The organism is Streptantibioticus parmotrematis (genome assembly GCF_019890615.1).
In the GTDB taxonomy this organism is placed as follows: Bacteria; Actinomycetota; Actinomycetes; order Streptomycetales; family Streptomycetaceae; genus Streptantibioticus_D; species Streptantibioticus_D parmotrematis.
On sequence record NZ_JAINVZ010000007.1, the window covers coordinates 31,043 to 51,066 of the forward strand.

Annotated in this window: 15 protein-coding genes; 9 read left to right on the forward strand and 6 right to left on the reverse strand. The window is 72.5% G+C overall.

Going from position 1 to position 20,024, the window contains the following annotated elements:
* Positions 1-207: 207 nt before the first annotated feature.
* The 7 genes from K7472_RS12725 to K7472_RS12755 all read left to right on the forward strand — a co-directional run bounded on the left by K7472_RS12725 (position 208) and on the right by K7472_RS12755 (position 10,531).
* The gene (locus K7472_RS12725; RefSeq protein WP_222977640.1) at positions 208-1,410 is read left to right on the forward strand and encodes an ROK family transcriptional regulator; all 1,203 of its coding nucleotides are present in this window, start codon (positions 208-210) and stop codon (positions 1,408-1,410) included.
* A 119-nt stretch (positions 1,411-1,529) separates the two neighbouring features.
* Complete coding sequence (locus K7472_RS12730; RefSeq protein ID WP_222977261.1) at positions 1,530-2,630, forward strand: sugar ABC transporter substrate-binding protein; 1,101 nt, start codon at positions 1,530-1,532, stop codon at positions 2,628-2,630.
* A gap of 226 nt (positions 2,631-2,856) precedes the next feature.
* Positions 2,857-3,645, forward strand: coding sequence for an ATP-binding cassette domain-containing protein (locus K7472_RS12735; RefSeq protein ID WP_222977265.1), 789 nt, complete (start codon positions 2,857-2,859; stop codon positions 3,643-3,645).
* Positions 3,642-4,952: a sugar ABC transporter permease gene (locus tag K7472_RS12740; RefSeq protein ID WP_222977266.1), complete on the forward strand. Its 1,311-nt coding sequence runs from the start codon at positions 3,642-3,644 to the stop codon at positions 4,950-4,952. Before K7472_RS12735 ends, K7472_RS12740 begins: the two co-directional genes overlap by 4 nt.
* A gap of 200 nt (positions 4,953-5,152) precedes the next feature.
* Positions 5,153-7,132, forward strand: a complete 1,980-nt coding sequence (gene dxs / locus K7472_RS12745) for a 1-deoxy-D-xylulose-5-phosphate synthase (protein ID WP_222977267.1) — start codon at positions 5,153-5,155, stop codon at positions 7,130-7,132.
* Between the two features lie 181 nt (positions 7,133-7,313).
* The gene (locus K7472_RS12750; RefSeq protein WP_222977268.1) at positions 7,314-8,843 is read left to right on the forward strand and encodes an amino acid permease; all 1,530 of its coding nucleotides are present in this window, start codon (positions 7,314-7,316) and stop codon (positions 8,841-8,843) included.
* 140 nt (positions 8,844-8,983) lie between these two features.
* Positions 8,984-10,531, forward strand: a complete 1,548-nt coding sequence (locus tag K7472_RS12755; protein WP_222977270.1) for a glycosyltransferase family 39 protein — start codon at positions 8,984-8,986, stop codon at positions 10,529-10,531.
* 31 nt (positions 10,532-10,562) lie between these two features.
* Here the strand turns inward: K7472_RS12755 and K7472_RS12760 are convergent, their stop codons facing one another.
* A complete protein-coding gene (locus K7472_RS12760) occupies positions 10,563-11,012 on the reverse strand; it encodes an NTP pyrophosphohydrolase (protein ID WP_222977273.1) in 450 nt (149 codons plus the stop codon).
* On the opposite strand from K7472_RS12760, the gene K7472_RS12765 reads away from it, so the two are divergent.
* Entirely contained in the window at positions 11,011-11,925 is a 915-nt protein-coding gene (locus K7472_RS12765) for a DsbA family protein (protein WP_222977275.1), read from the forward strand. The genes K7472_RS12760 and K7472_RS12765 overlap by 2 nt on opposite strands.
* Before the next feature lie 228 nt (positions 11,926-12,153).
* Entirely contained in the window at positions 12,154-13,383 is a 1,230-nt protein-coding gene (locus K7472_RS12770) for an SPFH domain-containing protein (protein WP_308013884.1), read from the forward strand.
* A gap of 67 nt (positions 13,384-13,450) precedes the next feature.
* Here K7472_RS12770 and K7472_RS12775 read toward each other — a convergent pair whose 3' ends face one another.
* The 5 genes from K7472_RS12775 to K7472_RS12795 all read right to left on the reverse strand — a co-directional run bounded on the left by K7472_RS12775 (position 13,451) and on the right by K7472_RS12795 (position 20,019).
* Positions 13,451-15,580 carry a 3-hydroxyacyl-CoA dehydrogenase NAD-binding domain-containing protein gene (locus tag K7472_RS12775; protein ID WP_222977277.1) on the reverse strand — a complete coding sequence of 710 codons (2,130 nt, stop codon included), beginning with the start codon at positions 15,578-15,580 and terminating at the stop codon, positions 13,451-13,453.
* Positions 15,577-16,797, reverse strand: coding sequence for a thiolase family protein (locus tag K7472_RS12780; RefSeq protein ID WP_222977279.1), 1,221 nt, complete (start codon positions 16,795-16,797; stop codon positions 15,577-15,579). Before K7472_RS12780 ends, K7472_RS12775 begins: the two co-directional genes overlap by 4 nt.
* Before the next feature lie 208 nt (positions 16,798-17,005).
* Positions 17,006-18,253 carry an HRDC domain-containing protein gene (locus tag K7472_RS12785; RefSeq protein ID WP_222977280.1) on the reverse strand — a complete coding sequence of 416 codons (1,248 nt, stop codon included), beginning with the start codon at positions 18,251-18,253 and terminating at the stop codon, positions 17,006-17,008.
* A gap of 169 nt (positions 18,254-18,422) precedes the next feature.
* Positions 18,423-19,085, reverse strand: a complete 663-nt coding sequence (locus K7472_RS12790) for a LuxR C-terminal-related transcriptional regulator (protein ID WP_222977281.1) — start codon at positions 19,083-19,085, stop codon at positions 18,423-18,425.
* A gap of 310 nt (positions 19,086-19,395) precedes the next feature.
* Positions 19,396-20,019, reverse strand: coding sequence for a DUF3000 domain-containing protein (locus K7472_RS12795; protein WP_222977282.1), 624 nt, complete (start codon positions 20,017-20,019; stop codon positions 19,396-19,398).
* Between the last annotated feature and the right edge of the window lie 5 nt (positions 20,020-20,024).

Here is a 20,024-nt window from a genome sequence, read left to right on the forward strand (position 1 = left end):
ACATATCGCCCGGATGGGCGAGCCGTTCCCGTACTGCGTACGATGTGTGATCATCCGGGGTTGGTGCCGGTCTATCCCTTGACGGGACACAACCCCTGCGGCTCTGCTTAGAGTTCACATGTTGTAGACGACGGGGTCTCACGGTCGCGGCCCCGTCCCGTCGGGCGGTCGTCGTGCTGCCTGCCGAGGCAGGAGTGGATGTACGTGATGCACGCGGAGACTCCGGGATCGCAGTCGTCCCTGCACCGGGCCAACCTGGAGCGCGTGGTCCGCGCGGTCCGGCTCGCGGGCTCGCTCACCCAGGCGGAGATCGCCCGTACCACCGGGCTGTCCGCGGCCACCGTCTCCAACATCGTCCGCGAGCTGCGCGACAACGGGACGGTGCAGGTCACCCCCACCTCCTCGGGCGGCAGGCGGGCCCGCAGCGTCTCGCTCTCCGGTGACGCGGGCATCGTCGTCGGCGTCGACTTCGGCCACTCCCACCTGCGCGTCGCCGTCGGCAACCTGGCCCACCAGGTGCTGGCCGAGCAGACCGAGCCGATCGACGTGGACGCCTCCGCCGCGCAGGGCTTCGACCGCGCCGAGGAACTCGTCGGCCGCCTGATCGCGGCCACCGGCATCGGCGTCGACAAGGTCATCGGCGTCGGCCTCGGCGTGCCCGGCCCGATAGACGTCGCCACCGGGGTGCTCGGCTCCACCGCGATCCTGCCCGGGTGGGGCGGCATCAACCCGCGCGAGGAACTGTCCGGCCGCCTCGGCATGCCGGTCCACGTCGACAACGACGCCAACCTCGGCGCGCTCGGCGAACTGGTCTGGGGCGGCGGGCGCGGGGTGAAGGACCTCGCGTACATCAAGGTGGCCAGCGGCGTGGGCGCCGGTCTGGTGATCAACGGCCGCATCTACCGCGGCCCGGGCGGCACCGCGGGCGAGATCGGCCACATCACGCTGGACGAGTCGGGACCGGTCTGCCGCTGCGGCAACCGCGGCTGCCTGGAGACCTTCACCGCCGCCCGCTACGTGCTGGAGCTGCTGCGCGGCAGCCACGGCCCCGACCTGACCGTGCCGCGCATGGTGCAGCTGGCCCGCGAGGGCGACCCGGGCTGCCGCCGGGTCATCGCCGACGTCGGCCGGCACGTCGGCATGGGCGTGGCGAACCTGTGCAACGTGCTCAACCCCAGCCGGGTGGTGCTCGGCGGCGACCTCGCGGAGGCCGGTGAGCTGGTGCTCGGACCGATCCGCGAATCCGTCTCGCGTTACGCGATCCCGAGCGCCGCGCGCCAGCTCGCGGTGGTCCCCGGCGCGTTGGGCGGTCGCGCCGAAGTGCTGGGCGCGCTGGCGCTGGTGCTCAGCGAGATGGGCGATTCGACGCTTTTGACAGAGTCTGCTCCGGCGACGCTCGCGTTCAGATAGATAACAAGGCGTGTCGTTGTCATCTCGTTAATAATTTACTTCTTGACGGCATCATGAGGTGAGAGTTGACTCACGTTCACCTCGGTCGCAACGTTGCGGCCCTGTCAGGGAGGTACCCCGTGAACACCACTCTGCGTCGTGTCGTCATCGCCGCGGCCACGGTCTCGATGGCCGCCACCATGGCCGCGTGCGGCAAGGCGGGCAGCAGCAACTCCGGCGCCGCCAGCGTCAGCAAGGGCTTCCGGATCGGCATCGCGCTGCCGGAGAACCAGACCGCCCGCTACGAGGCGTACGACAAGCCGATGCTCGAAGCGAAGCTCAAGCAGCTGTGCCCGAAGTGCCAGGTCGACTACGAGAACGCCGCTCAGAACGCCAACACCCAGCAGCAGCAGGTCGACACGCTGATCAACGACGGCGACAAGGTGATCATCCTTGACGCGGTGGACTACAAGGCGATCCAGCCCTCGGTCCAGAAGGCCCACGACAAGGGCGTCAAGATCGTCGCGTACGACCGCCTGGCCCAGGGCCCGGTGGACGCCTACACCTCCTTCGACAACGAGAAGGTCGGCGAGCAGCAGGGCCAGGCCCTGCTCGCCGCGATGGGCTCCAAGGCCACCCCGAGCAGCCAGATCGTCATGGTCGACGGCGACAAGGGCGACCCGAACGCCGCGCAGTTCAAGGCCGGCGCCCACAAGGTGCTGGACGGCAAGGTGAAGATCGCCGCCGAGTACGACACCAACGGCTGGCTCGCCAACAACGCCAACAGCGAGGTCTCCGGCGCGATCGCCCGCATCGGCGCCAAGAACATCGCGGCCATCTACTCGGCCAACGACGGCATGGCCGCCGGTGTCATCTCGGCCCTGCAGTCCGCGCACGTCAGCCCGCTGCCCCCGGTCAGCGGCCAGGACTCGCAGCTGGACGGCGTCCAGCGGGTGGTGGCCGGCACCCAGGCCTTCACCATCTACAAGCCGTACCGCGACGAGGCCAACACCGCCGCTGAGATGGCGGTCGACCTGGCCACCGGCAAGTCCGTCTCCGACGTCGCCCCCGACAGCCAGAGCAGCGCCACCAACAAGGACATCCCGTCCAAGCTGATCGCGACCCAGGTGCTGACCCAGAAGAACGTCAAGCAGACCGTCATCGACGGCGGCCTGTACACGGTCTCGCAGATCTGCGCCGGGCAGTACGCCTCGGCCTGCTCCAAGATCGGCCTGTCGTAGTCCCGTCCCGGCGTGGGCCCGGTCGCTGACCGGCCCCGGCCGTCCGAAAAGACCCCTCCGGCGTCCCGTTCCCACCCGACACCCCGCTGCCGGGAACGGGCGCCGGACGGATGATGGACATGGCCCACGCCACGCGACCGCGGGGCGCGACCTCATGCCCTTGTCTCGCACAACCCACCGCGCCGCCACGACCGGCGCGGCACCCGCCGGTCAGGCGGCGAAGGAGATGGTTCACGTGTCCGCTACGCCCGTGCTGGCGTTGCGCGGGGTCTCCAAGCGGTTCGGCGCCGTACAGGCGCTGACCGATGTCGAACTGGAGATCCATGCCGGTGAGGTGGTCGCCCTGGTGGGCGACAACGGCGCCGGAAAGTCCACCCTGGTCAAGACGATCGCGGGAGTCCACCCGATCGACGAAGGCGCGATCGAGTGGGAGGGCAAGCGGGTCAGCATCGGCCGGCCGCACGACGCCCAGGCCCTCGGCATCGCGACCGTGTACCAGGACCTCGCCCTGTGCGACAACCTCGACGTGGTGCAGAACCTCTTCCTCGGCCGGGAGATCCGCCGGGTCGGGGTGCTGGACGAGGTCGAGATGGAGAAGCGGTCCCGCGAACTGCTGCACACCCTCTCCATCCGCATCCCCAGCGTGCGCATCCCGATCGCGTCGCTGTCCGGCGGCCAGCGCCAGACCGTGGCCATCGCCCGCTCGCTGATCGGCGAGCCCAAGCTCGTCATCCTCGACGAGCCGACCGCCGCGCTGGGCGTGGAGCAGACCGCCCAGGTGCTCGACCTGGTCGAACGGCTGCGCGAACGCGGCCTCGCGGTCATCCTCATCAGCCACAACATGGTGGACGTCAAGGCGGTCGCCGACCGCGTCGCGATCCTGCGGCTGGGCCGCAACAACGGCGTGTTCGACGTGAAGACGACCAGCCAGGAACAGATCATCTCCGCCATCACCGGCGCCACGGACAACGCCGTGACCCGCCGTCAGGCGCGCTCCGCGGAGGCAGACAAGTGAGCACTGACAACCCGGACCTCACCAAGGCCGCCCCGCCGGCCGCCACCGAGGACGAGGTCGCCGCGCCCCCGCCCGCCGCCGACGCCATCGTCGCGGTCGACCCGCGGCTGCTGGTCAGGGAACAGGGCCTGGCCGGCTACCTGACCGAGTTCCGGCGCCGGGTGCGCAGCGGCGACCTCGGCTCGATGCCGGTCATCGCCGCCCTGGTCATCATCTGGGGCGTCTTCCAGGGCCTGAACTCCACCTTCCTGTCGGCGAACAACCTGTCCACCATCGCGTTCAACGTGGTGGGCGTCGGCATGATCGCCGTCGGCATCGTCTTCGTGCTGCTGCTCGGCGAGATCGACCTGTCGGTCTCCTACGTCAGCGGCCTGGCCGGCGCCGTCTTCGCGGTGCTCAGCGTCAACCACGGCGTGCCGCAGGGGCTCGCGCTGGTGCTGGGCATCCTCACCGGCACCGCGATCGGCGCGTTGCAGGGCTTCTTCTTCGCCAAGGTCGGCGTGCCCGCGTTCGTCGTCACCCTGGCCGGCTTCCTGGCCTGGAACGGCGCCATGCTCTGGGTGCTGGGCAAGAACGGCACCATCAACCTCCAGTCCGGCGGCCTGCTGTACAACCTCTACAACTACACGTTCGCCGACGTGGCGTTCGCGTACGGGCTGGCGCTGATCGCCGTGCTGCTGTACCTGGGCTCCTCGCTGTGGGAGGCGAACCGCCGCCGCAAGGCCGGGGTGCCGTCCCGTCCGATGCTGGACATCGGCATCAAGACCGCCGCCCTCGCGATCGTGGCGTTCGTCGCCGCGTGGGTGCTCAACCAGGCCGAGGGCCTGCCGCTGTGCCTGCTGCTCTTCCTGCTCGTCGTCGTGGGCTTCGACCTGATGCTGCGCCGCACCACCTACGGCCGCCAGATCTTCGCGGTCGGCGGCGGCATCGAGGCCGCCCGCCGGGCCGGCATCAACGTGGCGTGGATCCGCATCTCGGTCTTCGGCCTCGCCGGCACCATGGCCGCGGTCGGCGGCATGTTCCTGGCCGGCCAGGTCAACTCCGCGCAGTCCACCCAGGGCGGCGGCAACACCCTGATGAACGCGATCGCGGCGGCCGTCATCGGCGGCACCAGCCTCTTCGGCGGCCGCGGCAAGACCTGGTCGGCGCTGCTGGGCGCGCTGGTCATCGTCTCCATCCAGCAGGGCATGTACATCCTCAACCTCAACACCGCGATCCAGTACATGATCACCGGCGCGGTGCTGCTGGCGGCGGTCGTGGTCGACTCGGTCTCCCGCAGGACCCAGAAGAACTCCGGACGCGCCTGACCGCGTCCGCAGCGGGCCGCTCGCGCCCGTGACAGCCCGTGCCCGGCCGCCGGACCCGACCCCGGCGGCCGGGCACAACTGTGGGCACCGTCACTCGGGTGACCTACATCGCCCATCCCGGACGGCGGCACCGGTAGCGGAACATTAGACTCGGCTGATCGACTCGTTCGGGATGAAAGACCAACGACCTAGGAGGCCTAGTGGCTCAGCCGCGCGAAGCGCGTCCACCAAGGGCGGTGGTGGGCGACGGGCGGGGGCCGTTGCTGACCCGTGTCAAGGGACCGCGCGACCTCGACCGGTTCACCCCGGAGCAGCTGGTGGAACTGGCCGCCGAGATCCGCACGTTCCTGGTCGACGCGGTCTCCAAGACCGGCGGCCACCTCGGGCCCAACCTCGGTGTGGTCGAGCTGACCATCGCCCTGCACCGGGTCTTCGACTCGCCGAAGGACAAGGTGCTGTGGGACACCGGCCACCAGTCCTACGTGCACAAGCTCCTCACCGGCCGCCAGGACTTCTCCCGGCTGAAGATGAAGGGCGGCCTGTCCGGCTACCCCTCGCGCGCCGAGTCCGACCACGACGTCATCGAGAACAGCCACGCCTCCACGGTGCTCGGCTGGGCCGACGGCCTGGCCAAGGCCAACGAGGTGCTCGGCCGCGGCGACCACGTCGTCGCGGTCATCGGTGACGGCGCGCTGACCGGCGGCATGGCCTGGGAGGCGCTCAACAACATCGCGGCCGCCAAGGACCGCCCGCTCGTCATCGTCGTCAACGACAACGAGCGCTCCTACGCCCCCACCATCGGCGGCCTCGCCAACCACCTGGCGACCCTGCGCACCACCGACGGCTACGAACGCTTCCTGGCCCGCGGCAAGGACCTGCTGGAGCGCACCCCGGTCCTCGGCAAGCCGCTGTACGAGACGCTGCACGGCGCCAAGAAGGGACTGAAGGACTTCATCGCCCCGCAGGGCATGTTCGAGGACCTGGGCCTGAAGTACGTCGGCCCGATCGACGGCCACGACGTGGAGGCGCTGGAGTCCGCGCTCCAGCGGGCCAAGCGCTTCGGCGGCCCGGTCATCGTGCACTGCCTGACCGAGAAGGGCCGCGGCTACCAGCCCGCCGAGCAGGACGAGGCCGACCGCTTCCACGGCATCGGCCCGATCCATCCCGACACCGGCCTGCCGGTCTCCACCGGCGGCCTGGACTGGACCGCGGTCTTCGGCGAGGAGATGGTCAAGCTCGGCCGGGAGCGCGAGGACGTCGTGGCCATCACGGCGGCCATGCTCCAGCCGGTGGGACTGGCCGGGTTCGCCGAGGAGTTCCCCGACCGGGTCTACGACGTCGGCATCGCCGAGCAGCACGCGGCCGTCTCCGCGGCGGGCCTGGCCTCCGGCGGGCTGCACCCGGTGGTGGCGCTGTACGCGACGTTCCTCAACCGCGCCTTCGACCAGGTGCTGATGGACGTCGCGCTGCACCGCTGCGGCGTGACGTTCGTCCTCGACCGGGCCGGGGTGACCGGCAGCGACGGCGCCAGCCACAACGGCATGTGGGACATGTCGATCCTCCAGGTCGTGCCCGGCCTGCGGATCGCCGCGCCGCGCGACGCCGACCAGGTCCGCGCCCAGCTGCGCGAGGCCGTCGCGGTGGACGACGCGCCGACCGTGGTCCGCTACTCCAAGGGCGCGGTGGGCCCCGCCGTCGAGGCGGTCGGCCGGGTCGGCGGCATGGACGTGCTGCGCGAGCCGACCGGCGGCGCCGAGCGGCCCGACGTGCTGCTGGTGTCGGTCGGCGCGCTGGCCCCGATGTGCCTGGAGACCGCAGAACTGCTGGACGCCCAGGGCATCTCGTCCACCGTCGTCGACCCACGCTGGGTCAAGCCGGTCGACGAGGCGCTGCCGGGCCTGGCCGCCCGGCACCGGGTCGTGGTCACCGTCGAGGACAACGGCCGCACCGGCGGCGTCGGTTCGGCGATCGCCCAGGCCCTGCGCGACGCGGACGTCGACGTGCCGCTGCGCGACTTCGGCATCCCGCAGCGCTTCCTCGACCACGCCTCCCGCAAGGAGGTGCTGGCCGAGGCCGGGCTGACCGCACTCGACATCGCCCGCCAGGTCACCGGCCTGGTCGCCAAGCTCGACGGTCGCTACGGCGAGGACCAGGTGGAGGCCAAGGTCGTCGGCGACTGACGCCGGGCCCCTTCCGCGCCTGAAGGCGTGACGGGCGGGGCGGATCACCCGAAAAGGTGGTCCGCCCCGCCCATCGGCGTATCCGCAGGCGTGCCCTTTCGGGTGACCCGGCCCACCGGGTGCTGAGATGGCCGCTCGACGGCCACGACGTGGCGGGCGGGACGACCGTGGAGGTGCGCCGATGGATTCCGAGACGCCACAGCCCCCGACCGGCACCCGGGGCGGTGCCCGCGGTGGCGTGCTGCGGACGAAGTCGGTCGAGCGGTCCATCCGGGACACCGAGGAGCCCGAGCACGCGCTGCGCAAGTCGCTGTCCGCGTGGGACCTGACCGTCTTCGGCGTCGGCGTGGTCATCGGCACCGGCATCTTCGTGCTCACCGGGCAGGTCGCCAAGACCAACGCGGGCCCCGCCGTCGCGCTGTCCTTCGTGGTCTCCGGCGTGGTGTGCGCGCTGGCCGCCCTGTGCTACGCGGAGTTCGCCTCCACGGTGCCGGTCGCCGGATCCGCGTACACCTTCTCGTACGCCTCGATCGGGGAGCTGCCCGCCTGGATCATCGGCTGGGACCTGATCCTCGAACTCGCGCTGGGCTGCGCGGTGGTGGCGGTCGGCTGGTCCGGCTACATCCGCTCGCTGCTGGACACCGCGGGGGCGAGCCTGCCCGCCTCGCTGTCGGGGACCAGCGGGTCCGGCGGGTTCGGGTTCGACCTGCTGGCCTTCCTGCTGGTGCTGGTGCTCACCGGGCTGCTGGTCGTCGGCATGAAGCTGTCGGCGCGGGTCACCTCGATCGTGGTGGTGGTCAAGGTCACCGTGGTGCTGATCGTGATCGTCGCCGGCGCCTTCTACCTCAAGTCCTCCAACTACCAGCCCTTCGTGCCCCCGGCGCAGGGCGCGACCGGCGCCCAGGGCGGGCTGGGGGCGCCGCTGGTGCAGCTGATCTTCGGCTACCGACCGACCACCTTCGGCGTCTGGGGGATCTTCACCGCGGCGGCCGTGGTGTTCTTCGCGTACATCGGCTTCGACATCGTCGCCACCGCCGCCGAGGAGACCCGTAACCCGCAACGCGACGTGCCGCGCGGCATCCTGGGCTCGCTGGCCATCTGCACGGTGCTGTACGTGGCGGTCTCCATCGTCGTCACCGGGATGCAGAAGTACACCGACCTGTCGACCGAGGCACCGCTCGCGGACGCCTTCAAGGCCAACCACTCGCCGTTCTTCGCCGGAGTGATCAGCTTCGGCGCCGCGGTCGGGCTCACCGCCGTCTGCATGATCCTGCTGCTCGGGCAGACCCGGGTGTTCTTCGCGATGAGCCGCGACGGGCTGCTGCCCCGGATGTTCTCCCGGGTGCACCCCGCCTTCGGCACGCCGTACCGCTCCACGCTGCTGCTGGGGCTCGTGGTCGCGGTGGTCGCCGGGTTCACCAGCATCTCGGAGCTGTCGGAGCTGGTGAACATCGGCACGCTGTTCGCGTTCGTGGTGGTCGCGATCGGCGTGGTGGTCCTGCGCCGTACCCGCCCCGACCTGCCGCGCTCCTTCCGCACTCCGCTGGTGCCGCTGGTGCCCGTGCTGTCGGTGTGCGCCTCGGCCTGGCTGATGATCAACCTGCCGGGCGAGACCTGGGTGCGGTTCGGGATCTGGATGGCGATCGGCTTCGTGATCTATTTCCTGTACGGCAGGAGCCACAGCAGGCTGAACGCGGGCGGGCCGCGCTGAGCGTGGGCAGGTTCGTGCCGAACGGGGACGGGCCGCGCTGAGCCCGGGCCGGTTCCGTCGCCCGGCGACCCCCGCGCGCCCCCGCGAGCGCCCCGGGCCCCGCCTTCCGGGGTGATCGCCGCCCGGGTACGTTGGAACACATGCCCGCAGCCTCCGAGACCGCCGGTGCCCGCAGGGGGAACGCCCCCGTGCCCCGGCAGCGGGGACGGCTCGCGGGACCGCTGACGTCGTGGCCCCAGGGGCCCGCCGCCTGGCGCGGGCGGTACCGGACCGTGCTGCTGCCGCTGTTCGCGGCCGTCGCCGCCCTCACCCACCTGCCGTCCTTCCTGCGCCCGGTCTGGAACCCCGACGAGGGCTTCCTCGCCACCCAGGCGGGCGTGCTGGCGCACGGCGGGGCGCTCTACCAGAACGTGGTGGACCGCAAGCCGCCGCTGGTCCCCTGGCTCTACGAGGGCCTGTTCGGGCTGTTCGGCGCCGGATCGCTGTGGCCGGTGCGGACGCTGGCCGTCGTCGCCCACTTGGTGACCGCCGCACTGCTGGCCTCGGTCGCCCGGCGCCGCTGGGGGGACCGGGCCGGGGTCGTCGCGGGCCTCGGCTACCTGCTGGTGTCGATAGGGCTCGCCCCCGAGGACACCCAGGCCGCCACCTTCGAGGTCTTCATGCTGCCGTGGACGGCGGCCGCGTTCTGGTGCGCCGACCGCCGCCGCTGGACGCTCGCCGGGCTCGCGGTGGCCGGTGCCGCGCTGGCCAAGCAGACCGGCGGCGCGGTGCTCCTGCCGGTGGTGTGGATGCTGTGGCGCTCGGGCGGCGGCGCCTCGCAGGGTCGGGCGCGCCGGAAGGGCGCGCTGGGCCTGGCCGCGGGCTTCGTGCTGCCGCTCGCCGCGGTGGCCGTGGCACTCGGCCCCGGCCGGTTCCTGTTCTGGACGGTGACCGGCTCCGGCTCGTACGCGACGGTCAGCGGCTCGGCGTGGCTGACGGCCGCCGCCCGGGGCCTGGGCAACGCCGGGATACTGCTGGTGGCCTGCGCCGGGCTCGCGGTGCCGGTGGCGCTGCTGCTGCGGGGGCGTGGTGGAGGGCGGCGGTTCGCCGACGCCGACCTGTGGATATGGCTGGCCGCCTCGCTGGTCGCCGTCGTCACCGGTTTCCAGTTCTACGGGCACTACTACCTGCAACTGCTGCCGCCGCTTGTCCTGCTCGGCACCGCCGCGCTGCGCCGGAGGCCGCGCTGGCGGCGTCCCGCCCTCGCCTGGACCGCGCTGGCCGCCTGCGGCTTCCTGGTGTGGGGCCTGACCGCGCCGCGCACCGATCTGGACCACGCGCACACCGTCGCCGCCGCCGTGCGCCGCGACACCCCGCCGGGGGCACGCGTGCTGGTGTGGGGCATGCACCCGGAGGAGTACTGGCTGGCCGGCCGCGCCCCCGCGAGCCGCTTCCTGACCGCCGGGTTCCTCACCAACTTCAGCGGCGGCCGGGGCGGCGCGCAGGTGGGGGAGCGGTACGCCGTCCCCGGCGCGTGGGACACCTTCCGCCGCGAGATGGCCGACCACCCGCCCGCCCTGATCGTCGACGACTCGCGCGGCCAGCCCTACGGCCCGTCCCGCATCCCCGGCTTCCGCGACCTGCTGCGCTCCCACTACCGCCCGGTCGGCACGACGGACGGCGCGGTGCTGTACGCGCCGCGGCGCTGAGTCACGCCCGCGTCACGCCCCCGGCGTCCCGTCACACCCCCGGCCTCCCGTCGCGCACCGCGCGCGGTCCCACGCAGAGCGCGCCGGACTCCCCGGCCCGCTCCCGCAGCTCCCGGTCGGCGGTGACCAGCAGCAGCGGGCGGCCGGGGTCCTGGCGGGCGGCGTTCCGCAGCAGCCGTACCATCAGATCGTCACCGCTGCCCTCGGCCGCCTCGACCCGCACCCCCGGAACCGGGCGCACCCCGCGCGCGGCGCCCTCGACGACCAGCAGGACGTCCAGCGGGCCGTGTCGCGCCCAGCCGGGCACGCCGGCGCGATCCGGCAGCCCGGTGGCCGCCAGGGGCGCCAGCGCGTCACGGAGCCGTTCCGTCGCCCCGCGCCGGTCGCGCCACCACCCGTCCGGGACCGAGCCGACGGTGTTGGCGGCGTCCACGACGAGCAGGGGCGGGACGTCCGGCGGCGCCGGGTGCGAGGCGGTCATGGGACCACCCTGCCACCCCGCGTTCATCGGCAACGGTGGTATACAGGCGCGGTACGGCATACGGCTGGTCGCAGGAGTGATGGGACGCGTGATGGCGAAGTCCAAGGGGACCGAGGCCCCCAAGGCGCAGGGTGAGCCGACGGCTTCGGGCGCGGGGATCTCCCGACGCCACGGCTGGCAGCGGTGGCGGACCACCGTCGTGGCGGTTGTGGCCGTCGGTGCCGTCTTCGCCGTGTCCGCGGTGATCGGCTCCTACAAGCGCGCCGCAGACAAGCACGGGGTCAGCAGGCCCACCGGGATCGCGGCCGGCAGCCCGATCTTCGGCATCCCGGTCCACCCGACCGTCCCGGTCACCATCGAGGTCTACGAGGACCTGCGCAGCCCGGTGTCCAAGGACTTCGCCAAGACCTACTCGAAGGCGCTGAACTCGCTGCTGTACTCGGGCCAGGTGCAGATCACCTACCAGCTGGTGACCTCCTCCGACAAGCAGTACGGCGGCACCGGGTCGGCCCAGGCGGCGAACGCGGCGGCTTGCGCGGACGACCTGGGCAAGACCTACTTCAGCGAGTTCGTCGACGAGCTGTGGGCGCACCAGCCGACCGACCCGTCCAACGACCGCTTCGCGAGCAGCTCCTACCTGGTCAAGCTGGGGCGGAAGGTCAAGGGCATGCCGGCCTCGTCCTTCGAGCCGTGCGTCCAGACGCGGATGCACCAGGGCTGGGTCGCCGCCTCGCAGAAGGACTACGCGTCCTCCGGCTACGGTGACGTCCCGGTGGTCGTCATCAACGGCAAGGAGTACGAGGCGACCAAGGACGGCCTGACGCCGCAGAAGCTGACCACGCTGGCCAAGCAGGCCGCCGACTACGCGGTCGCGCACCCGACGGCCTCGCCGTCTGCCACCAGCACGTCCTGACCGCCCCACGGCCGTCCGGCACCGCTCCTCCCCTGTCTGAATCGTTAATTCGGACAATACGACTCGCCTACTGACATTCCATCCTTTTTGTTCCCTTCCTGGGCAGGATGGGGTAGTGAAGGTCAGAGGGCTGGGTTACGGGAGGAGCGGTGTCGTGTTCATACCGTCGATCGAGCGTGTTCCCGGTGCGGGGCTGACCGGACGTCAGGGCCGGCGCGGAGCCGGGGCGTGAAGGCGTTCCCGGCGGCCGGGGCCACCACGGCCGCGTTCACCGCGACCGGCGCCCCGTCGCTGCCCGCCACCGGGGGCCGCGGGGCCGCCTTCACGGGCCCGTCGGCGCCCGCGGCGACCCCGCCCGGGCCGCACGCCGCCGCGGGGCTGTCCAGGGCCGTCGCGGCCGCGCTGGAGGACACCGCGGAACTCGCCGCCGTCCCGGAGCGGGGGCGACGCGAGCCGGACGACCCGCGCGCGTCGCCGCCGGAGCCTCGCTCGCGCGCGCCGTGGGAGACACCGGCCGCCGCCGACGCGCCGGGGGAGCAGCAGGGCCACAGCCGCTCCGGCGGTCCCGCCGTGGTGGCCGGATGCGCCGCCGTCGCGGGGGCGCTGTGGACGGTGTGGCGGCTCGGCGTGCTGCCCGCGCACGTCGCGGGCTTCACCGTGCTGCCCGCACCCCCGGCGGCGCCCGACGCGGGGCACGCCGCCGGGATGTGGGGCGCGGTGATGCTGCTGGCCGCGTTCGCCGCGTACTGCGTCGGCGGGCTGACCCGCGGCAGACCCGGCACCGTCTGGCTGCTGACCCGCTGCGGCGCCTACCGGGGCACCGTCCGCCACACCGGACTGCTGTGGATCAACCCGCTGCTCGGCCGCCGCCGGGTCGACGTGCGGCTGCGGCACTGGCGCAGCCGTCCGCTGGAGGCCGCCGACGCGGGCGGCGCCCGGCTGCACGTCACCGTGCTGCTGGTCTGGCGGGTCCGCGACACCGCGAAGGCCTGCTTCGCGGTGGACGACTACGAGCGCTACCTGCGCGAGCAGGTGGAGGGCACGGTGACCCGGGTGCTGTCCCGGCTGCCCGCCGACGACTTCCGGGGCACCGGCCACACCCTGCGCGACACCGAGTACGTCGGGGACGCGCTGACCCGGGCGCTGGCCCGGGAGATGCGGCCGGTGGGCATCGAGGTCTTCTCCGCCCGCCCGGTGCGCGTCGCCTACGCGCCGGAGGTCGCCGAGGTGATGCGCCGCCGTCACCTGGCGGTCCTGGACGCCAGACGGCGCAGGGCGGTCCTGGACGACGTGGTCGCCTCGGTCGCCGAGACGGTGCGCGGCCTCACCGAACGCGGCCTGGTCGCGATGGACGACGGCGAGCGCAAGGCCCTGGTCAAGGACCTCACCGTGGCGTTCTGCACGGCGAGCGCCACCAGCATGACCAGGACCCCCGGCACCGCCCGCCGCACCCCGTAGGCACCGACGCGTGGGGCCCGTACGGTCAACTGCCGTACGGGCCCCACGCGTCGGAGTACGAAGCGCCTTACGCCGGGACGCTCGCCACTCCCGGGGCGAGGAACGGCTTGCCGTTCACCCGCTGCGAGACGCCCTCGCGGTCCAGGTACGGGGTGATGCCGCCCAGGTGGAACGGCCAGCCCGCGCCGGTGATCAGGCACAGGTCGATGTCCTGCGCCTCGGCGACCACGCCCTCGTCGAGCATGATGCCGATCTCCTGCGCCACCGCGTCGAGGACGCGGGCGCGCACCTGCTCCTCGGTGAGCTTGACGTCGCCCTGCTTGAGCAGCGCCGCGACCTCCGGGTCCAGCTCCGGCTTACCGGAGTCGTAGACGTAGAAGCCGCGCTTGCCCGCCTCCACGACCGCCTTGAGGTTCGGGGAGACCGTGAAGCGGTCGGGGAACGCGCCGTGCAGCGTCTCGGAGACGTGCAGGCCGATCGCCGGGCCGACCAGCTCCAGCAGCACCAGCGGCGACATCGGCAGACCCAGCGGCTCGATCGCCCGCTCGGCGACGGCGACCTCGGTGCCCTCGTCGATGACGTTCTGGATCTCGCCCATGAAGCGGGTCAGGATGCGGTTGACCACGAACGCCGGGGCGTCCTTGACCAGCACCGCGGTCTTCTTCAGCTTCCTGGCCACGGCGAACGCGGTGGCCAGCGACGCGTCGTCGGTCTTCTCGCCGCGCACGATCTCCAGCAGCGGCAGGATCGCGACCGGATTGAAGAAGTGGAAGCCCACGACCCGCTCGGGGTGCTCGAGCTTCGAGGCCATCTCCGAGACCGACAGCGACGAGGTGTTGGTCGCCAGGATGGTCTCCGGCTTCACCACCGCCTCGACCTCGGCGAACACCTGCTGCTTGACGCCGATCTCCTCGAAGACCGCCTCGATGACGAAGTCCGCGTCACCGAACGCCTCGGCCTTGTCCAGCGAACCGGACACCAGCGCCTTGAGGCGGTTGGCCTTGTCGCCGTTCACCCGGCCCTTGGCCAGCAGCTTGTCGATCTCGCCGTGGACGTAGCCCACGCCCTTGTCGATCCGCGCCTGGTCGATGTCGGTCAGCACGACCGGCACCTCCAGGCGGCGCGCGAACAGCAGCGCCAGCTGCGAGGCCATCAGGCCCGCGCCGACCACGCCGACCTTCGTCACCGGGCGCGCGAAGTTCTTGTCCGGCGCGCCGGCCGGGCGCTTGCCGCGCTTCTGGACGAGGTTGAACGCGTAGATGCCGCTGCGCAGTTCGCCGCCCATGATCAGGTCGGCCAGCGCGGTGTCCTCCGCGTCGAAGCCCTGACCCAGGTCGCCGTTCTTGGCCGCCGCGATGATGTCCAGCGCCCGGTAGGCGGCCGGGGCCGCGCCGTGCACCTTGCCGTCGGCGATGAACCGGCCGCGGGCGACCGCCTGGTCCCAGGCCTCGCCCCGGTCGATCTCGGGACGGGCGACCTGGATCTCGCCCTTGAGCACCGAGGCCGTCCAGGCCAGCGACTGCTCCAGGAAGTCCGCGCCGTCGAACAGCGCGTCGGCGATGCCGAGTTCGAAGACCTGCTCACCCTTGAGCTGCTTGTTCTGGTTGAGCGAGTTCTCGATGATGACGGAGACCGCGCGGTCCGCGCCGATCAGGTTCGGCAGCAGCGTGCAGCCGCCCCAGCCCGGCACCAGGCCGAGGAAGACCTCGGGCAGCGAGAACGCGGGCAGCGCGCGGGAGACCGTGCGGTACTGGCAGTGCAGGCCGACCTCGACGCCGCCGCCCATCGCCGCGCCGTTGTAGTACGCGAAGGTGGGCACCGCGAGCGTGGCGAGGCGCTTGAAGACGTCGTGGCCGCCCTTGCCGATGGCCAGCGCGTCCTCGTGCCGCTTGAGCAGCTCGACGCCCTTGAGGTCCGCGCCGACCGCGAAGATGAACGGCTTGCCGGTGATGCCGACGCCGACGATCTCGCCCGCGGCGGACTCCTTCTCCACCTGGTCGATCGCCGCGCTCAGGTTGCCCAGGGACTGCGGGCCGAAGGTGGTCGGCTTGGTGTGGTCGAAGCCGTTGTCCAGCGTGATCAGCGCGAAGCGGCCCGCGCCGGACGGCAGGTCGAGGTGGCGTACGTGCGCGGACGTGACGACCTCGTCGGGGAACAGCTCGGCCGCGCCCTTCAACAGCTCAGCGGTCGTGCTCACTTGTTGCCTCCGTCGAAGTGCGGGTTCTCCCAGATCACGGTGCCGCCCATGCCGAAGCCGACGCACATGGTGGTCAGGCCGTAGCGGACGTGCGGCTGCTCCTCGAACTGGCGGGCCAGCTGCGTCATCAGCCGCACGCCGGAGGAGGCCAGCGGGTGGCCGAACGCGATCGCGCCGCCGTACTGGTTGACGCGCGCGTCGTCGTCGGCGATGCCGTAGTGGTCGAGCAGCGCGAGCACCTGGACGGCGAACGCCTCGTTGATCTCGAACAGGCCGATGTCGTCGATGGTCAGGCCCGCCTTGGCGAGCGCCTTCTCGGTCGACGGGATCGGGCCGAAGCCCATCACCTCGGGCTCGACACCGGCGAAGGAGTAGGAGACCAGCCGCATCCGCACCGGCAGTTCCAGCTCGCGGGCGACGTCCTCGGCGGCCAGCAGCGAGGCGGTGGCACCGTCGTTGAGACCGGCGGCGTTGCCCGCGGTGACCCGGCCGTGCGCGCGGAACGGGGTCTTGAGGCCCGCCAGGTTCTCCAGCGTGGTGCCCGGGCGCATCGGCTCGTCGGCGGTGGCCAGGCCCCAGCCGGTCTCCCCGGCTTCCGGGCTGGTGCGGCGGATCGCGATCGGCACCAGGTCCTGCTGGATGCTGCCGTTGGCGTACGCCTTCGCGGCCTTCTCCTGGCTGCGCACGGCGTACTCGTCGGCACGCAGCTTGGTGATGTGCGGGAAGCGGTCGTGCAGGTTCTCCGCCGTCATGCCCATGAACATGGCGGACTCGTCGACCAGCTTCTCGGAGACGAAGCGCGGGTTGGGGTCGACGCCCTCGCCCATCGGGTGGCGGCCCATGTGCTCCACGCCACCTGCCACCACGACGTCGTACGCGCCGAAGGCGATGCCGCCCGCGGTGGTGGTCACCGCGGTCATCGCGCCCGCGCACATGCGGTCGATGGCGAAGCCGGGGACGGTCGTCGGCAGCCCGGCGAGGATGGCGGCCGTGCGGCCGATGGTCAGGCCCTGGTCGCCGATCTGCGTGGTGGCGGCGATCGCGACCTCGTCGACGCGGGCGGGGTCCAGGTCCGGGTTGCGCCGCAGCAGCTCCCGGATGCACTTGATCACCAGATCGTCGGCGCGGGTCTCGTGGTAGATGCCCTTCGGGCCCGCCTTGCCGAACGGGGTGCGGACGCCGTCGACGAAGACGACGTCCCTAGCGGTACGAGGCACGTTGGCTCTCCTCCAGATGCGGGGGCGCTGCGGGAGCCGCCACGAGTACGACGGCGGCTCACCCTGACCATGCTACTTGCGAGTAACCAACGTGCCCAGTCCCCCCACCGCAAGCGGCGAAGGTCACACCGCCGGGAGGGTTGGCGCCACGCCTCCGGGGGTGGGCGTCAGGGCTCCGCAGCCCGGGCTCCACGCCCCCGGGCGGGCGCTACGCCTCCGGGGCCGGGGTGCGCAGCGCCTTCGCGATCACGTCGGCGACCAGGCCGACTTGCCACGGCCGGGCGCCGCGCTCGCGCAGCCGCTCGGCGACCGCCTCCGGCGTCGGGTCGGCGGGCGGCTCCCAGCACACCCGGCGCACGGTGTCCGGTGAGATCAGGTTCTCCTGCGGCAGGTTCAGCCGCTCGGCCTCGGCGGTGACGGCGGCGCGGGCCGCCGCGAGCCGGGCGGCGGCGGCCGGGTCGCGATCGGCCCAGGAACGCGGCGGCGGCGGACCGGACGGCGCGGGTCCCGGCTGCGGCAGGTCGCGCTCGGGCATCGCCTTCACCCGTTCCACGGCGTCCTGCCAGACCTCCAGCTGGCGGCGGCCGACCCGGTTGCCGAAGCCGGGCAGCGCGGCGAGGGCGTGCACGTTGGCCGGCACGGCCAGGGCGGCGGCCACGATGGCCGCGTCGGTCAGGACCCGGCCGGGGGAGACGTCCCGCTCCTGGGCGATGTGGTCGCGCAGCGTCCACAACTCCCGTACGACGCCCAGCTGTCGGCGGCGCCTGACCTTGTGCATTCCCGAGGTGCGGCGCCACGGGTCGGTGCGCGGGGCGGGCGGCGGGGCGGCGGCGATCGCGGCGAACTCCTGCAGCGCCCACTCCAGCTTGCCCTGCTCGCGCAGCTCCGCCTCCAGCGCGTCGCGCAGGTCGACCAGCAGCTCGACGTCGAGCGCGGCGTAGCGCAGCCAGGGCTCGGGCAGCGGCCGGGTCGACCAGTCGACCGCCGAGTGCCCCTTCTCCAGCGCGTACCCGAGCACGCTCTCGACCATCGCGCCGAGGCCGACCCGGGGGAACCCGGCCAGCCGTCCGGCCAGTTCGGTGTCGAAGAGCCCGCGCGGGCGCATCCCGATCTCCGCCAGGCACGGCAGGTCCTGGGTCGCCGCGTGCAGGATCCATTCGGCGTCGGCGATGGCGTCGCCCAGCGCGGTCAGTTCACCGCAGGCGATGGGGTCGATCAGCGCGGTCCCAGCTCCGGCCCGGCGCAGCTGGACCAGGTAGGCCCGCTGCCCGTAGCGGTAACCGGATGCGCGCTCGGCGTCGACGGCGACAGGTCCGGAGCCGGCGGCGAACGCCGCCACCACCTCGGCGAGGGCTTCCGGGCTGGCGGTCACCGGCGGGATGCCCTCGCGCGGATCCAGCAGCGGGACCGGCGCCGGGATGTCTTCGCTTGCTGCGGTCTCTCGGGCGTCGGTCACCCGTCAAGGGTAGCCGGGCCCGCCGGGGGCGGACCGGCGCGATGTTCCGTCCTGCGGAACCGGGGCGCGCTCCGGCGCAGCGGACATGCGGAACCGGGGCACACCCCGGCGCAGCGGAACGCCTGCCGACGGAACGTTCCGTCGGCAGGCGTTCGAATCCGCGGTGGCGTCAGTGGATGATGCCGGTGCGCAGCGCCACCGCCACCATTCCGGCGCGGTCACCGGTGCCCAGCTTGCGGGCGATGCGGGCGAGGTGGCTCTTGACGGTGAGCGCGGACAGGCCCATCGAGACGCCGATCGCCTTGTTGGACTGGCCCTCGGCGACCAGCCGCAGCACCTCCACCTCGCGGCCGGACAGCTCCCGGTAGCCGCCGGGGTGGCCGGGGGCGCCCGGGGGGCGGCGCTGCATGCGGGCGCCGGGCGCGCCGATCGGGGCGGCGCCGGGGCGCTGGGCGAGGCCGACGTTGGTCCGGGTGCCGGTGACCACGTAGCCCTTGACGCCGCCGGCCAGCGCGTTGCGTACCGCGCCGATGTCGTCTGCGGCCGACAGCGCCAGGCCGTTGGGCCAGCCCGCCGCCCTGGTCTCCGCGAGGAGGGTCAGCCCGGAACCGTCGGGCAGGTGGACGTCGGCGACGCAGATGTCGCGTGGCGTGCCGACCCGGGGGCGGGCCTCCGCGATGGACGACGCTTCGATCACGTCACGGACGCCGAGCGCCCACAGATGCCGGGTGACAGTGCTGCGGACGCGGGGGTCGGCGACGACGACCATGGCCGTCGGCTTGATCGGGCGGTAGGCGACCAGGCTTGTGGGGTGGTCGAGAAGAACCGACACCGGGCCTCCTGTGCAGTGGCGGACCGTGTCCGGCGGGGGAGGGCCGGCGGGTACCGCGAGGATTAGTGGTCACAGTCCTCTTCGGCAGTATGTGAACCCGGCTTTAGAGAAAGATCACGATTTATTCGGTAACGTTCCGGGCAAGAAGGATCGCCAAGCGATCGTTTTCGCGCGAAAGTGCGACAGCTGCGGTCATCTGACGGGCTGTCGTGAGGACCCCGGCCGTTCGGCGCTCGCGTCGGCCCCGGAGCGGGAACGCTCGCGCCGGACGCGGGGGCAAGAATCCGGCCGGTTGGCCGGATTCAGTCCATCACCTCGGGCCGCGGCGGTTCGGCAGCGACACGACCCCGCCGCCCTGCTCGGCACCCGCCGACGGCGGCAGGCCCGCACCCGCGCACAGCAGCTCGCACCACGCCGCCAGGTGCGCCGCGGCGTCCGGCCCGCCCGCCGCGGTGTCCTGCGGCGTCCACGAGGCCCGCACCTCGATCTGGGTACTGTCCGGGCGCTCCGCGAGCGCGCCGAAGTAGTGCGAGGAACTGCGCGAGACCGTGCCGCTCGGCTCGCCGTACGCCGCACCACGCGCCGCCAGCGCACCCGTCAGCCACGACCAGCACACCTCGGGCAGCAGCGGGTCGGCCGCCATCTCCGGCTCCAGGTCCGCGCGGGCCAGCGTCACCACCCGGAACGTGCCGTTCCAGGCCTCCTGTCCGGCCGGGTCGTGCAGCAGCACCAGCCGCCCGTCCGCCAGTTCCTCCCCCTCCACCAGCACCGACGCCTCCATCGCGCAGGCGTACGGGGCGAGTTTGCGGGGCGCCGGCATCGGCGCCAGTTCCACCTCCGGCCGCACCCGGGCCGCCCGCAACGTGTCGACCGCCCGCTGGAACACCAGTGGTGCTCCGTCCCCGTCCTCGGAGTGCCCCTGTGCCGCTGCCATGCCCG

Bases quoted from the DNA above. Each gene is read 5' to 3' on its own strand.
- K7472_RS12725 (WP_222977640.1), top strand. From the start codon at position 208: ATGCACGCGGAGACTCCGGGATCGCAGTCGTCCCTGCACCGGGCCAAC.
- K7472_RS12735 (WP_222977265.1), top strand. From the start codon at position 2,857: ATGGTTCACGTGTCCGCTACGCCCGTGCTGGCGTTGCGCGGGGTCTCC.
- K7472_RS12750 (WP_222977268.1), top strand. From the start codon at position 7,314: ATGGATTCCGAGACGCCACAGCCCCCGACCGGCACCCGGGGCGGTGCC.
- K7472_RS12755 (WP_222977270.1), top strand. From the start codon at position 8,984: ATGCCCGCAGCCTCCGAGACCGCCGGTGCCCGCAGGGGGAACGCCCCC.
- K7472_RS12765 (WP_222977275.1), top strand. From the start codon at position 11,011: ATGGGACCACCCTGCCACCCCGCGTTCATCGGCAACGGTGGTATACAG.
- K7472_RS12760 (WP_222977273.1), bottom strand. From the start codon at position 11,012: ATGACCGCCTCGCACCCGGCGCCGCCGGACGTCCCGCCCCTGCTCGTC.
- K7472_RS12795 (WP_222977282.1), bottom strand. From the start codon at position 20,019: ATGGCAGCGGCACAGGGGCACTCCGAGGACGGGGACGGAGCACCACTG.